Source organism: Enterobacter cloacae complex sp. P38RS (assembly GCF_014930775.1).
Lineage (GTDB): Bacteria > Pseudomonadota > Gammaproteobacteria > Enterobacterales > Enterobacteriaceae > Enterobacter > Enterobacter bugandensis.
In genome coordinates, this window is record NZ_JADBRS010000007.1 from 47,254 (window position 1) to 61,851 (window position 14,598).

Annotated in this window: 16 protein-coding genes; 7 read left to right on the top strand and 9 right to left on the bottom strand. The window is 56.9% G+C overall.

Annotated features, from left to right (window positions below; all coding sequences use genetic code 11):
* Positions 1-19: 19 nt before the first annotated feature.
* From IM303_RS11305 to IM303_RS11320, 4 genes are read left to right on the top strand one after another with little or no spacing between them, the layout of a single operon-like run.
* A complete protein-coding gene (locus IM303_RS11305; RefSeq protein ID WP_193359917.1) occupies positions 20-523 on the top strand; it encodes a hypothetical protein in 504 nt (167 codons plus the stop codon).
* A gap of 9 nt (positions 524-532) precedes the next feature.
* Positions 533-979, top strand: coding sequence for a DUF421 domain-containing protein (locus IM303_RS11310; protein WP_088205416.1), 447 nt, complete (start codon positions 533-535; stop codon positions 977-979).
* An 11-nt stretch (positions 980-990) separates the two neighbouring features.
* Complete coding sequence (locus tag IM303_RS11315) at positions 991-1,509, top strand: 2-oxo-tetronate isomerase (protein ID WP_193359918.1); 519 nt, start codon at positions 991-993, stop codon at positions 1,507-1,509.
* A 17-nt stretch (positions 1,510-1,526) separates the two neighbouring features.
* On the top strand, positions 1,527-2,513 hold the full coding sequence (locus tag IM303_RS11320; RefSeq protein ID WP_192971051.1) for an SDR family oxidoreductase: 987 nt from the start codon (positions 1,527-1,529) through the stop codon (positions 2,511-2,513).
* On the opposite strand, the gene IM303_RS11325 is transcribed toward IM303_RS11320, so the two are convergent.
* From IM303_RS11325 to IM303_RS11360, 8 genes are all read right to left on the bottom strand, one after another.
* Positions 2,514-4,139, bottom strand: coding sequence for an alpha-amylase family protein (locus IM303_RS11325; protein WP_048999540.1), 1,626 nt, complete (start codon positions 4,137-4,139; stop codon positions 2,514-2,516). It lies immediately after the preceding gene.
* 8 nt (positions 4,140-4,147) lie between these two features.
* Positions 4,148-5,158 carry a cytochrome d ubiquinol oxidase subunit II gene (gene cydB / locus IM303_RS11330; protein ID WP_193359919.1) on the bottom strand — a complete coding sequence of 337 codons (1,011 nt, stop codon included), beginning with the start codon at positions 5,156-5,158 and terminating at the stop codon, positions 4,148-4,150.
* The gene (locus IM303_RS11335; protein WP_028013105.1) at positions 5,158-6,561 is read right to left on the bottom strand and encodes a cytochrome ubiquinol oxidase subunit I; all 1,404 of its coding nucleotides are present in this window, start codon (positions 6,559-6,561) and stop codon (positions 5,158-5,160) included. The genes cydB and IM303_RS11335 overlap by 1 nt, the downstream gene beginning before the upstream one ends.
* Positions 6,562-6,628: 67 nt before the next feature.
* Positions 6,629-7,501, bottom strand: a complete 873-nt coding sequence (locus tag IM303_RS11340; RefSeq protein WP_028013106.1) for a manganese catalase family protein — start codon at positions 7,499-7,501, stop codon at positions 6,629-6,631.
* A 17-nt stretch (positions 7,502-7,518) separates the two neighbouring features.
* Positions 7,519-8,025, bottom strand: a complete 507-nt coding sequence (locus tag IM303_RS11345) for a ferritin-like domain-containing protein (RefSeq protein ID WP_028013107.1) — start codon at positions 8,023-8,025, stop codon at positions 7,519-7,521.
* A 25-nt stretch (positions 8,026-8,050) separates the two neighbouring features.
* Positions 8,051-8,254, bottom strand: coding sequence for a hypothetical protein (locus IM303_RS11350; RefSeq protein WP_008502273.1), 204 nt, complete (start codon positions 8,252-8,254; stop codon positions 8,051-8,053).
* A 23-nt stretch (positions 8,255-8,277) separates the two neighbouring features.
* Positions 8,278-8,772, bottom strand: a complete 495-nt coding sequence (locus IM303_RS11355) for a ferritin-like domain-containing protein (RefSeq protein ID WP_008502272.1) — start codon at positions 8,770-8,772, stop codon at positions 8,278-8,280.
* Positions 8,773-8,866: 94 nt separating this feature from the next.
* Complete coding sequence (locus IM303_RS11360) at positions 8,867-9,052, bottom strand: general stress protein (RefSeq protein WP_004150795.1); 186 nt, start codon at positions 9,050-9,052, stop codon at positions 8,867-8,869.
* Positions 9,053-9,558: 506 nt separating this feature from the next.
* Here IM303_RS11360 and IM303_RS11365 point away from each other — a divergent pair.
* Together IM303_RS11365 and IM303_RS11370 are read left to right on the top strand one after the other, a co-directional pair.
* The gene (locus IM303_RS11365; RefSeq protein WP_193359920.1) at positions 9,559-10,902 is read left to right on the top strand and encodes a VOC family protein; all 1,344 of its coding nucleotides are present in this window, start codon (positions 9,559-9,561) and stop codon (positions 10,900-10,902) included.
* 43 nt (positions 10,903-10,945) lie between these two features.
* A complete protein-coding gene (locus IM303_RS11370) occupies positions 10,946-12,451 on the top strand; it encodes a carboxylesterase/lipase family protein (RefSeq protein ID WP_193359921.1) in 1,506 nt (501 codons plus the stop codon).
* Here IM303_RS11370 and IM303_RS11375 read toward each other — a convergent pair.
* A complete protein-coding gene (locus IM303_RS11375) occupies positions 12,438-13,280 on the bottom strand; it encodes a LysR family transcriptional regulator (protein WP_193359922.1) in 843 nt (280 codons plus the stop codon). The two genes, IM303_RS11370 and IM303_RS11375, sit on opposite strands and share 14 nt — an antisense overlap.
* Positions 13,281-13,394: 114 nt before the next feature.
* Between IM303_RS11375 and IM303_RS11380 the strand changes: the two genes are divergently transcribed.
* A complete protein-coding gene (locus IM303_RS11380) occupies positions 13,395-14,564 on the top strand; it encodes a pyridoxal phosphate-dependent aminotransferase (protein WP_193359923.1) in 1,170 nt (389 codons plus the stop codon).
* The last annotated feature ends 34 nt before the right edge of the window (positions 14,565-14,598 follow it).

Sequence of the window (14,598 nt, forward strand, 5' to 3'; positions counted from 1 at the left end):
CGAAACGGTGACAACGACTATGAAGCATGAAAATGAAAAGTTACCCGGGATAGATGAGAGTTATCGCTTGTTGAGATTTGAATATTCATTTCGCCAGGTGGGTTTTGTGGTCCTCCTGGCTATTATCATCGCAGCGGTTGCTGGTCTGTTTTCCAGCGGAGTGGTGAGCGATACGGCCAAAACCAATTCCGCTAACTCCTTGAGCATAAACTATGAACGCTTCGGCCGGCGGGAGACGGAGTCAAGAATGCAGGTCACCTTCCCGGTGAAGACGGAGGGCAGCTATACCCTCAGCCTGACCACCGACAGCAGCGACGTGTACGAGCCCGGCAGCGTCTGGCCGCAGCCAGACAAAATGTATAGCCACGGCAAAACCCTCTATTTGGTCTATGACGACCTGCAAAAATCAGACAACTTCTCTGTTTTATACTTCACGACACCTTCCAGAGCCGGTAAATGGAACACCGTCATCCGCGTCAACAACGAGTCGGAGATTAACCTCTGGCAATTTATTTATCCCTAGGAGGCTGATATGGATATGGTCTTTCGCGCGCTGGCGATTTATCTGTTTCTCGTGGTGGTATTTAAAGTGGCAGGGCGACGGGCGCTGCTGCAGATGACCAGCTTTGATCTCATCCTCCTCTTAATTATTAGTGAGGCGACGCAGCAGGCGCTTTTGGGGCAGGATTTCTCCGTTACCGGCGCAATGATTACCATTACCACGCTGGTGGTCGTTGATATTATATTTGGCCTGATGAAGAAATATTTTTCCCCGGTGGAGAATATTCTTGATGGGACCCCTGTGATTCTGGTTGAGAATGGCGTTCCATTAGCGGATAAGCTAAAAAAAGTCGACGTATCTTGTGATGATATTCTGGTGTCAGCGCGTCAAAATAATGGCATTACAGAACTTGGCGAAATTAAATATGCCATACTTGAGCGCAATGGACATATTTCAATCATTCCTGTTGAAAAATAAGAGGCGGCAAGATGAGCAATCTTTTACACGACAGTCATTATACCGTGAGTGAACTCACCAAAAAGCTGGCGAGTAAATTAACCGATGCCGGGCTGCGCTTAACCACCGCGGAATCCTGCACGGGAGGAAAGCTCTCGGTGGCGCTGTGTGCAGAGGAAAACACGGCCGATTTTTATGACGTCGGGCTGGTTGTGTTCAGCGATGAAGCCAAATCGCGGATCCTCGGCGTGCGTCAGGAGACGCTGGCGCGCTATACCGCCGTCAGTGAACAGACGGTGACCGAGATGGCCGCCAGCATCCGCGACATTGCCCAGGCGGATATCAGCATCGCCATCAGCGGCTACGCGGGTCCGGAAGGGGGCGATGACGGCACGGCGGCGGGAACGGTCTGCTTTGCCTGGAATATCTGCGGTGAGACGAAAACCCGCACCGCCCTTTTCTCCGGCGACTGCCAGGATGTGGTGGAAAAAGCGGTGCAATTTTCGCTCGCTGAACTGGTGACAACATTGTCGGACGGCAATAACGGCTAAATTCACGCGGAGGTTCTATGGCGGTCATAGTGATTACCGGCGGGACGGCGGGCGTGGGAAAAGCCACGGCGCTGAAATTTGCAAAGGCAGGTTACGATGTGGGGCTTATCGCCCGCGATGAAGCCAGCCTGCACTCCACCCAGGAAGAGCTGCACCGCTTCGGCGTCAATGCCCACGCGGTGCAGGCGGACGTCGCCGACAGCCAGGCGGTGGTAGATGCGGCTAACGAGATCGAGTATCGCCTCGGGGCGATTGATGTCTGGGTCAACAATGCGATGGGGGCCGTGCTGGCGCCGTTTCGTACCCTGACGCCGGATGAGTTTCGTCGCGTGACAGATGTTACCTATCTCGGATTTGTTAACGGCACCCGCGCCGCGCTGGAGCTAATGGTGCCCCGCGACAGGGGGGTGATTATTCAGGTGGGGTCCGCGCTGGCCTACCGTTCCATCCCTTTGCAGTCGGCCTACTGCGGGGCCAAAGCGGCGATCCGCGGGTTCACCGATGCGGTGCGCACGGAGCTGATGCACGAGAATAGCCGGGTTCAGCTTTCCATGGTGCAGATGCCGGGGCTCAATACGCCGCAGTTCGAATGGGCAAGGAATAAGTTCGCCTGGGCGATGCGACCGGTGCCGCCGGTCTTTGAGCCTGAAGTGGCCGCCAGCGCCATCTTTAAGGTTGCGCAGAAACCGGTGCGCGAGCTGTGGGTGGGCAGCAGCACTATCCAGTCCATCGTCGGGCAATTCTTCTTTCCGGGCTACCTTGACCGTCTGATGGTAAAAAAAGCCTGGGAAGGCCAGATGACCGACGATCTGAACGCAGCGGATCGGCGGGACTATCTCGACCAGCCGATTGACGACCTGCACAAAATCCATGGTCGTTTTACCGACGAAGCGAAGAACCGCGCTACTTCCGTCACCTCCGGTATGCCGGGCAAGGTGGCGCTGGGGGCCCTCGCGGTGGCGGGGATTATGCTGACGCGTCTGATAACCTGCCGGAAACGCTAATCAGCGCAGCGCGCTGCGGTGCGTCCAGAACCAGCGGTAGCCGTAGGCGCCAATACTGAGTTCGACGGTTTTGCCGCAAACCAGCGCGTCGTCGTAGCGTTTGTCCGCGAGGCAGGCGGTCCAGGTGGCGTTGCGGATCCCTCTGGCGGTGAACTGCACCGGCTGGTCGCTGAAGTTTACGAAGGTCAGAATGCTGCGCTCGTCGGTCTCGTAATAGATCCCCAGCACCGCGTCATGATTGAGGGTGATGAGGCGAAAGGGCGCCACGGCAATTTCGGGGAACTCCGAGCGGGTATTGGCAATATCAATAATCCGGTGCAGGAGCGAGTTGCGGTGGAGCAGCGAATCGGCGACGTTGATTTTCTGATAGCGGTAGGGCCCGTGGTCGATTATCGGCGCAATAAATTTTTCAGGATCGGCTGCCGAAAACCCGCCGCCCTGTGAACCCGCCCACTGCATTGGGGTGCGAACGGCGTAGCGCTCCTCCAGTTCAAGGTCGTCACCCATGCCGATCTCATCCCCGTAGCGCATCACCGGGACGCCCGGCAGTGAAAAGAGCACCGCGTGGCAGAACGCCAGCCGCTTTGGATCGCCATTCAACATCGGAGCCAGACGTCGGCGGATCCCACGCTGATAGACGTTCATCTCCTCGTCAGGGGCGAAGGTGTCGAGCACGAACTGTTTATCTTTCTGGCTAATCCCTTCCAGATCCAGCTCGTCATGGTTGCGCAGCCAGTTGGCAAAACAGCATGAATCTGGCGGGACGATCATCTTCTTCACCGCGTTGCGCAGCGGGCGGGCGCTTTTTCTGGCCAGGCTGACGTAGAAATACTTGTTGAGCCAGAAGTTGAGCACCAGATGCAGGCGGTCGTTATTGCCGAAATAGTCTTTATAAACCTCAACGTCTACGTCCACTTCGCCGAGCAGGATCGCGTCCGGATTACGCTGCTCGATAAGACGGCGCATGTGCTCCAGGATCCACAGGCCCTTTTCCTCGTCACCGCTGCCCGCCTGCTTCGTGAGGTGTGATGCGGCATCCAGCCGAAATCCCGATACCCCCAGTTTGAGCCAGAAGAGGATAATATTCTCAATCTCCTTAAGCACGGCGGGCGAGGTCAGGTTCAGGTCCGGCTCGTGGCGGTAGAACATGTGCCGGTAATACTGTCCCGCCTCGTCGTCCCAGCTCCAGACGCTCTTTTCCACGCCGGGAAACATGGGGGGCGTATCGTCGTCGTCGTTATCCGACCAGATATAGTAATCGCGATAGGGCGAGGCGGGGCTGCGGCGGGCCTGCTGGAACCAGGGATGGGCGTCCGAGGTGTGCTGGATCAGCAGCTCAATAATAACCTGCATGCCCAGCTCCCGGGCCTGTTCGATAAAAGCGATGATATCGGCCAGTTTTCCGAAGCGGGGGTCCACCTGCAGATGGTCGCTGACGTCGTAGCCCTCATCGAGAAAGGGCGTGAGGTAAAACGGGGTGATCCAGATAACCGTCGCCCCCATGCGGCGAATATAGCGCAGCTTGGCCGCGATCCCGGCGATGTCCCCGCAGCCATCGCCGTTCATATCGTAAAAAAGCGCGGTGTCAATCTGGTAGATAATGGCCCGTGTATGCCAGTCCGTCATAGCGTTCCTCAGTGATAGCCTTCAGTATCCGAAACTTTGCCCCGGAAGACGTAGTAGCTCCAGGCGGTGTACACCAGAATCACCGGAATTATCAGCAGGGTTCCGACCAGCATAAACAGCTGGCTGGCGGGGGGCGCCGCGGCTTCCCACAGGGTGATGCGCGGCGGAATTATGTTTGGCCACAGGCTGATACCCAGGCCGCTAAATCCGAGGAAGATCAGCCCCAGCGTCAGCAGGAAGGGACGCGAGTGGCTGGCCGGGTTGCGGGTCAGCCGCCAGATCAGCACGCTAAACAGGCCTACCAGCAGGGGAACCGGCAGGAACCAGAAGAAGTTGGGCAAGGTAAACCAACGGTCGGCCACGTACTGCCAGCCGAGCGGCGTCCAGACGCTGACCACCGCGATCACCACCATCAGGGCCAGCAGCACGTGGCGGGTTAGCTCGCGCATGCGGCGTTGCAGGGTACCTTCACTTTTCATGATAAGCCAGGTGGTGCCCAGCAGCGTGTAGGCGACCACCAGGCCGATACCGCAGAAAAGGTTAAAGGGCGTCAGCCAGTCAAGCGGCGAGCCCACAAAGCGTCTGCCCTCAACCTCAAAGCCGTTGATTACCGCCCCCACGACGATCCCCTGGCTGAAGGTGGCGAGCAGAGAGCCACCGGCGAAGGAGTAGTCCCAGAACTTGCGGTGCGAAGGCGTCGCTTTAAAACGAAACTCAAAGGCGACGCCGCGAAAGATGAGGCCGATCAGCATCGCGGTGAGGGGGATAGTGAGCGCATCAATGATCACCGCGTAAGCCAGCGGGAACGCGCCGAACAGCCCCGCGCCGCCGAGCACCAGCCAGGTCTCGTTGCCGTCCCATACGGGCGCTACGCTGTTGACCATCACATCGCGCTCTTTCGCATCGCCCACGAAGTTAAACAGCAGGCCGATGCCCAAATCAAAGCCATCCATAATGATGTACATCAGCGTGGCAAAGACGATGATGGCAAACCAGATAACAGAGATATCGACGCCCATCAGTTTCTCTCCTGTTCCGGAACAGACTCCGCGGCAGACAGTGGACGGGCGGGGGTGCCCGACGTGTTTGACGTCAGCGTATCGACGGGCTGCGGGCCTTTCTTAATCAGCCGGATGAGGTACACATAGCCCACGCCAAACACCGACGAGTAGACAACGAAGAACGCCAGCAGGCTGATGCTCATCTGCAGGGTGCTGTGCAGGGAGACCGCGTCAATCGTGCGCAGATAACCGTAAACCACCCACGGCTGGCGGCCCACTTCGGTGGTCACCCAGCCGGCGAGCAGCGCCACCAGACCCGCGGGCCCCATGCAGAGGGCAAACCACTGGAACGGACGCGAGTGGTAGAGCCGGTGGCGATAGCGTAGCCAGAGGCTGACCAGACCGAGGGTAATCATCAGCAGGCCCATTCCGACCATGATGCGAAACGACCAGAAGACGATGGTCGAGTTTGGGCGATCCTCTTTCGGGAAGTCCTTCAGCGCCGGAACCTGCTTATCGAGGCTGTGCGTCAGGATAAGGCTGCCGAGCGCGGGGATTTCAAGACCGTATTTGGTGCGCTCCTCGTCCATATCGGGCAGGCCAAACAGCAGCAACGGCGTGGCCTCGCCGGGCGGATTTTCCCAGTGCCCCTCTATGGCGGCAATTTTGGCTGGCTGATGCTCAAGCGTGTTAAGGCCGTGCATATCGCCCACGACGGCCTGAATGGGGGCAACCAGCAGCGCCATCCACATCGCCATGGAGAACATGGTGCGTATGGCAGGGGTATCGTTACCGCGCAGCAGGTGCCATGCGCCCGACGCGCCGACAAACAGCGCGCTGCTCAGAAATGCGGCGATGGCCATATGAATCAGGCGGTAAGGGAAGGAGGGGTTAAAGATAATCGCCAGCCAGTCCTGCGGAATGACCTGCCCGTTCTCGATAGTAAAACCCTGCGGGGTGTGCATCCAGCTGTTTGAGGCGAGGATCCAGAAGGTCGACATCAGCGTGCCGAGCGCCACCATGCAGGTTGAAAAGAAGTGCAGCCCAGGGCCGACCTTGTTCCAGCCGAACATCATTACGCCAAGAAAGCCAGCTTCCAGGAAGAAGGCGGTTAACACCTCGTAGGTCAGCAGGGGACCGGTAATACTGCCTGCGAACTGGGAGAACCCGCTCCAGTTGGTGCCGAACTGATACGCCATGACTAGCCCGGAAACGACACCCATCCCGAAGTTAACGGCAAATATCTTGAGCCAGAAGTGGTACAGCGAGCGCCAGACGTCGTTTTTGGTGCGCAGCCACATGCCTTCAAGCACGACCAGATAGCTGGCAAGACCGATGGTGATCGCCGGGAAAAGAATGTGAAACGAGACGGTAAAAGCGAACTGAATTCTGGCGAGATGAAATGCATCAAGTTCGAACATGGTCCGTACCTCTGAAGCGATGGGGCACGAGAATTGCCGGGCAGGTCAGGATGCCCGGCAAAACCGATTACGGTTTACTCTTTCCGGCACCCAGCTCGGCACCGGTCAGCGGGTCGGAATGGGGATCGGACTTGGTGCGGGCAGACATCGCCTTAACCAGGGTTGCCTGTTCAGCTGTTAGCGTCACACTGGCGCTACCGTCTCCGCCATCAACCGCAGGCTGGGGGGACTCAACGTAATCAAAGTGCTTATCGCTGTTCCAGCTTCCGCGAACCTCTCCACCTTCAGACATATTGTAGTACTTGTTGGTGAATTCCTCGATTGGCGGCAGTTTTCCCGGCGGGAAATTATTACGAATGGACTGCAGCGCTTTCTCAAAGGAGAGCTGATGCGCCGCCTCACGCGTCATCAGAAACGCCAGCGCATCCTTCACTCCGGGATCGTCAGTGACGTTAATCAGCCGTTCATAGATGATTTTCGCCCTGGCCTCTGCCGCCACGTTCGAGCGCAGATCTGCCGTCGGCTCGCCGATGGTATCGACGTAGGCTGCCGTCCAGGGCACGCCCGCCGAGTTAGTGAGCGGGGTACCGCCGCCGTAGAGCAGAGAGGTGATGTGGCTGTCGTTACCGTTTTCGGTCATGGACCGATACAGTTCAGCCTCATTTTCCACCCCTTCCGCCAGCGCGCCTTTGGCACCTTTGTTCAGCATACCAACCAGCGTACCGATGATTTCGAGGTGGCTTAGCTCCTCGGTGGCGATATCCATCAGCATATCCTTGCGGCCCGGATCGTCATCGCTCAGGCCCTGAGTGAAGTAACGGCAGGCGGCAGCCAGTTCGCCCTGCGGCCCGCCAAACTGTTCCAGTAAAAGATTAGCAAGACCGGGGTTGGGTTCGGCGACGCGAACCGTATATTGCAGCTGTTTGACGTGTCGAAACATAGGCACTCTCCTGTGGATTATTTTTTCGCTTCGACACCGTCTGCGTCTGAACGCAGCAGGAACTGTTCCGTCGTTTGCGGGATATGGCGAATCAGCCAGTCGGCCATTTCGCGCTCTTCTGCGAGGATCGTCTCAATGGCAGGCACAGAGGCGGTATCGCCCGCTTTTTTCGCCGCAGCGAGCAGGGAGGTGTAGCAGGCGATTTCAAACTGTTCGAAGACATAGCCGCTGATCGAGCCCTTAACGATCTCATCGGACGGGAACATACCGCCGATGGATTGACCCAGGGCCGCCATTTTGCTCATCGAGTCTTTTAAGACCGAACGAGAAATATCATTACGGTCGAGGATTTCCTCCAGCAATGTAATTTGCCGTTTTGTCTCATTAATATGTTGCTCAATTCTGGCGCGAACATCAGGATAATTATCAATACGGCTGGCCATGGATTCCAGCATAGATTCGGCTTGCTTTTCCATTGCATGGGCATCGCGTAGCCAGTCATGGTAGTGTTCTACGTGATTCATCATTGTATCCTCATTAGGGGTTCGCTTATTTGGTCTCACTTTCAGCAGCCTGATCGGCACGTGCGGCACTGTAGCCAGATAAGTGGCCGACAATATTGGCGTAAATGCTGATGATAATGACCCATAGGACGCTATTCTTCCACCATATTACGGAAGGGATAGCGAGAATGAACCATATTATTGCTGCCGCTAAATGGCACCGTTTAATTGTCCTGGGACTGATGCTCATTTTATTTAACCTGTCTTATCGCGTCATTTCTGCGCTTTTTGGTTAATATTGCCAACGGCCAGGTCGGTGAGTTTAAGGTCGGTCTCTTTCTCTTCTTCCAGCGTTTCGGCAAGAAGTTTAACGGCTTTTTTGTAGCCCAGTTGTTCTGCGAGGGTCGCAAGGGTACCGTAGCTGGCTATTTCGTAATGCTCCACTTTTTGCGCAGCGGCAATTAACGCGGCATCACGCACTTCATTTTTTTCCGTACTTTCGATAACTTCGTTGGCTTCTTCAATTAAGCCTTCCATTGCCACGCACTTCATGCGCTTGAGCTTAATACCGTCTTCCTGTTCGACGATCTGGTCAATACGTTCAATCTGACCCTGCGTCTCCTCCAGGTGCGCGGTGAAGGCGGCGCTCAGCTTCTCGCTGGAGGCGGCGCGAGCGAGTTTGCTTAACGCTCGGGTAAGTTGTTTTTCAGCGCTGTAGGTATCGGACAGAAGATGAATAAACACATCCTCAACACTTTTCATATTCATAATAATTACGCTCCGGTAAAATAAGGAAAGGGTACTGCGAGCTTTTCAGCCCGCAGCATGCTCTCAGGTTTTATTAAAATAGTACTAAATAAGATCAGGAATTATCAGATTTACGGCCTCCGCCGTGACTGTTCTGTCCCCCTTTCTTACCCGCTTCAGATGCGCGTTGCGGATCGTTTTTGAAATTACCACCGCTGTGCTGGCCGCCTTTACGTCCAGCTTCTGATGCTTTTTCACGGTCTTCAGCGAAATTACCGGAACCACCACGATGCTCTGCCATATTTAACCTCATAGTCATATATTGGTTATGTCAGTACGATACGAAAATATTCCGTATCACTCGTCGTTCGAGTAATAACTCTAGTCGCTGTGAGGCATACGTCAAATTCGTTTCGCCTTTAGCGGTTGCGTTATATTTAATTATTGCTGTGTTTGCGCTTCGCTTGGTTTAGAAATATGGAAGTGTGGGAAGGACTTGTAAACAAATGATCGGATTAGTCCTAAGTTTCATTTAAAAAGCGGAAGGTTGAGGCCAATAATAATGACTTAGCAAAAACGAATAATTTGCAAGCGGTGATTAGGAGAAAATTACCCCTTAAGGGCTAGAAAAAATAGCCGCTACGAATCATAAGGAAAATCCTGGAAAAAGATGACGAGGTGGCTGACAGGGGTCGGTAGCACACGGTTTAACCACTGGCGTCTTAAGATCACAAATCAGAAATTCTTCCCCCCGGAAGGAACGGCCTTCTCTACACTCCAGGTAATATTCACTGGAGGCATGACATCATGGCGAACACCATCACGGCTGATGATATTCGGGAACATTTTTCGCAGGCTATGTCGGCGATGTACCAGCAGGAAGTTCCGCAGTACGGCACCTTGCTTGAGCTGGTCGCGGACGTAAACCTGGCGGTTCTGGAAAATAATCCACTATTACATGAACAACTGGCGAACGCCGACGAGCTGGCACGCCTGAACGTGGAGCGTCACGGGGCGATCCGCGTCGGTACGGCACAAGAGCTTTCCACCCTGCGTCGTATGTTTGCCATCATGGGCATGTTCCCGGTCAGCTATTACGATCTTTCTCAGGCGGGGGTACCGGTCCACTCAACGGCGTTTCGTCCGGTTGACGATGCGGCGCTGTGCCGCAATCCGTTTCGTATATTTACCTCACTGCTGCGCCTTGAGCTGATTGAAAACGTGGCGTTACGCGAGCGGGCGGCAGAAATTCTCTCTCAGCGGAACATCTTTACGCCGCGCTGTCTGGAACTTATTGACCTCCATGAGTCGGAAGGGCACTTTACCGAAGCGCAGGCGCACGAGTTTGTGCAGGAAGCGTTAGAAACCTTCCGCTGGCACCGTCATGCAACGGTCGACCAGGAGACCTACCTGGCGTTGAGTAACGAGCACCGCCTGATAGCTGACGTGGTCTGCTTCCCGGGGTGCCATATCAACCACCTCACGCCGCGCACGCTGGACATTGACCGAGTGCAGGAGCTGATGCCGAAGTACGGGATTGAGCCCAAAATTCTGATCGAAGGGCCGCCGCGTCGTGAAGTGCCGATCCTGCTGCGTCAGACCAGCTTTAAAGCCCTCGAAGAGCCGGTGCTTTTCGCCGGGGAACATAAAGGCACCCACACTGCGCGCTTCGGTGAAATTGAACAGCGCGGCGTGGCACTGACCCCGAAAGGCCGTGAACTGTACGATAGCCTGCTGGCCCAGGCCGGAACCGGAAAAGATAACCTCACGCACCAGCTGCATTTGCGGGAGATTTTCAGCGCCTTCCCGGACAGCGAAATGTTCCTGCGCCGTCAGGAGCTGGCGTATTTTCGCTATCGCCTGACCCCGGCGGGAGAGGCCCATCGTCACGCGTTTCGTCCGGGGGATGACCCGCAGCCGCTGATCGAGCGCGGGTGGGTGGTGGCCCAGCCGATAATTTACGAAGATTTCCTTCCGGTCAGCGCGGCGGGGATTTTCCAGTCCAATCTCGGGAATGAAACCCAGGCGCGCAGCCACGGAAATGCCAGCCGCAATGCGTTTGAAGCCGCACTCGGCTGCCCGGTGTATGACGAATTTACGCTCTACGAGGAGGCGGAAAAGCGCAGCAAACAGCGTTGCGGTTTGCTCTGAAATCGTTACTCTTCAGGGGTGTGATGGAAAAAATAAGGTCGTTATGCAAAATCCTTCCGCCCCTGTGGTTGAAACGCGCCAGGGCGCACTGTCTGGTTTAACCGATGAAAACGTTCACCTCTGGCGCGGTATTCCCTATGCCGCACCGCCCGTTGGCGACTGGCGCTGGCGCTCACCCCGGCCGCCGGAACGCTGGGATGGCGTGCGTGCAGCTACCGACTTTTCGCCCTCAAGCTGGCAAAGCAGTGAATATTGTCAGGAGCTGGGCGGGGGCGATCCCGGCCAGTTTTCTGAAGACTGCCTCTATCTGAACGTCTGGTCCCCTATCGACCGTACCGGGCCGCTGCCGGTCATGGTCTGGCTGCACGGCGGCGGGTTTACGATCGGCGCCGGAAGCCTGCCGCCGTATAACGGCAAAGCCCTGGCATCCCGCGGGGTGGTTGTCGTCACGATTAACTACCGTCTCGGCCATCTCGGCTTCTTCGCCCATCCCGCTCTGGAAGGGGAAGAGGAGCGGGTGGTGCATAATTTTGCCCTGCTTGACCAGATGGCCGCGCTCGAATGGGTGCGGGATAATATTGCCGCGTTTGGTGGCGACCCGAATAACGTGACCCTGTTTGGTGAATCCGCCGGCGCGCGCAGCGTGCTGTCGCTGCTGGCCTCGCCGCTGGCGAAAGGACTATTCCATAAGGCGATAGTGCAAAGCGGGTACACTTTGCCGGATACGCCGCGCGCGCAGGCCCTGCAAAAAGGGGAAGCGCTGGCCGCCCACTTCGGGCTGGAAAATGCGACGGCAGAGCAGCTGCGCGCGATCCCGCCCGAGGCGTTCTGGCCGCTGACCGCGCCGCTGAACGTCGCCCCGGCCCCTATCGTTGGGGATTGCGTTCTGCCGGAGGCGATGCTGGACGTCTTTTTCGCCGCCCGCCAGCATCCCGTGCCGGTGATGATTGGCTCCAACAGCGATGAAGCCAGCGTGATGGCGGTGTTTGGTGTCGATCTCGCCGGGCAGATCCAGAAGCTTCGCCGGGAGCGCCGCTTCGGGCTGGGGCTCATCAAGCTGCTTTATCCGGGCGTGAAGGGCGACGAGGAGCTCGGCAGGCAGGTGTGCCGCGACATGGCCTTCACCACTATGGGCTACGTGGTGATGCAGGCCCAGCAGCGCGTCGGCGGGCTTTGCTGGCGCTACTGGTTTGACTATGTGGCCGAAGCGGAACACCCCACCTATATCAACGGTGCCTGGCACGGCAATGAGGTGCCGTACGCGTTCGATACCCTCGGGCAGGTGGAGCCTTCGCGCCAGTACGTTAACGAACGGGATCTGGCGTTTGCCGCCCAGGTGGCTGATTACTGGGTGAGCTTTGCGCGCGATGCCGGAACGCATGACAGCCTTCACGGGCCGACGCGCTGGCCCGCCTGCCGCAAAGGGCGGGACGTGCTGTTACGTATTGGTGTGAATAAACATGCAGGTTTCAGGCTTGAAAACCGCTTTATGCGCGCCCGCATGAGCCTCTTCAAGCGCGTAATGAAGCACCACGTCAGCCTCGATTAAGCAAACAGGCGCGAAACGCCGCCAGACCATTCTCCTGATAAGGCGTTTCGCGCAGCACCAGCCGGTAGCTCGCGCCGGTTTTAATGCTGGTCTCATAGGGCCGCATTAGCCTTCCGGCGCGGATATCTTCTGCCACCAGCGTTTCGTCGGCAATGGCTACGCCCAGCCCCTGAATGGCGGCGGTAATGGCGAGATCCATCGTATCGAAGTGTTGATTTTTGTGCATAGCAAAGCCCGGACCTTCCTGATTCGCCAGCCACAGTGACCAGTCTGTCTTATCCCTTGTCGGATGAAGAAACGTCAGCGAACCCAGCGCGGCACCCGCTCGCACGGGGCTGAACACCGGCGTCAGCGCCTCTTCGAACAGCAGATCGCCTGCGCTCATGTGCGTGCCGAAGACGATGGCAGCATCGTAAGATTCGGTTTTGAAATTGACGTTATGATCGGTCGTGGTGGTGAGCGCGATCTGCAGATCCGGCTGTTCGCGCTCCACTTCCAGCAGGCGCGGCACCAGCCAGCGCATCGCGCAGGTGGGGGCCTTGAGGCGGATCACCGTGTGCTGGCTGCGGGCCTGGTCGGCCACGCTCAGCAGTTGTTCGAAGGAGGACTGCAGTTCGGGAAGCAGGGCGCTGCCCTGAGGGGAGAGGCGCAACCCGCGCGCGTGGCGCTCAAACAGCGGAAAGCCAAACCAGGCTTCAAGGGAGGCAATCTTACGGCTCACGGCCCCCTGCGTCAGGCAGAGTTCCGCGGCGGCGTGGGTAAGATTCAGATGACGCGCGGTGACTAAAAATGCGTCGATGGCATTGAGCGGGAGCGAACGGCGTGACATTGAAACACCTCAGCTATGCATTTTTCTCATGGCTATTATGACAACAATTCGATTGTCCCGGCAACGGAGTTGTTGTTTGAATAGTTATGCAATATCCATGAGAGGGGAAAGAGGATGACTTTACGAACGCCGGTGCAAACGCGCTCCAAGCTGCCAGACGTGGGGACCACCATTTTTACCGTTATCGGCCAGCTTTCGGCCCAGCATAACGCCATCAACCTTTCTCAGGGGGCACCGAATTTTTCCTGCGACCCGAAGCTGATCGCCGGCGTTACCCGCGCGATGGAGGCAGGGCATAACCAGTATGCGTCGATGACCGGCCTGCAGCCGCTCAAAGAACGCATCGCCGATAAGATTGCCGCGCTCTACGGCACGCAGTATAACCCTGCCAGCGAGGTGCTGGTCACCGCCAGCGCCAGCGAAGGGCTCTATTCGGCGATAAGCGGGCTGGTGCACCCTGGCGATGAGGTGATCTACTTTGAGCCGTCGTTTGACAGCTACGCGCCCATCGTCCGTCTTCAGGGAGCAACGCCTGTCGCCATCAAGCTCACGGTGCCGGATTTTGCCGTCAACTGGGATGAAGTCCGTGCGGCAATCACCCCGCGCACGCGCATGATCATCATCAATACGCCGCACAACCCGAGCGGCCAGGTTTTCTCCGCTAATGACCTGCAGCAGCTGGCGGCGCTGACGCACAATACCGACATCATTATTTTGTCTGACGAAGTGTATGAACACGTCGTGTTTGATGGGGAACCGCACCACGGGATGGCCACGCACCCGCAGCTGGCGGAGCGTAGCGTGATTATTTCTTCTTTCGGAAAAACCTATCACGTCACCGGCTGGCGCGTGGGTTATTGTGTGGCGCCCGCAGAGCTGATGGACGAGATATGTAAAGTCCATCAATTTTTGATGTTCTCTGCCGATACGCCAATGCAATACGCGTTTGCAGAACACATGACCGATCCGCAAACCTGGCTGTCGCTGTCGGCGTTTTACCAGCGTAAGCGCGATCTGCTGCACGGCCTGCTGGCCGATTCGCCGTTTACCCTGCTTCCGAGCGCCGGGTCGTTCTTTATGCTGGCGGACTACAGCCAGTTTAGCGACGAGCGCGACAGCGAGCTGGTGAAGCGGCTGATTGTTGAGTACGGTGTTGCCACCATTCCGCTGTCGGCGTTTTATGCCGACGGCACGGATAATAAATTGATTCGTCTCTCTTTTGCGAAAGATGAGGCGACGTTACGGGCAGGTGCTCAAGCCCTGTGTCAGGTTAAACCACGCTGAGCCTATCCCATTAGGCTATTTTATTCGCCATTTT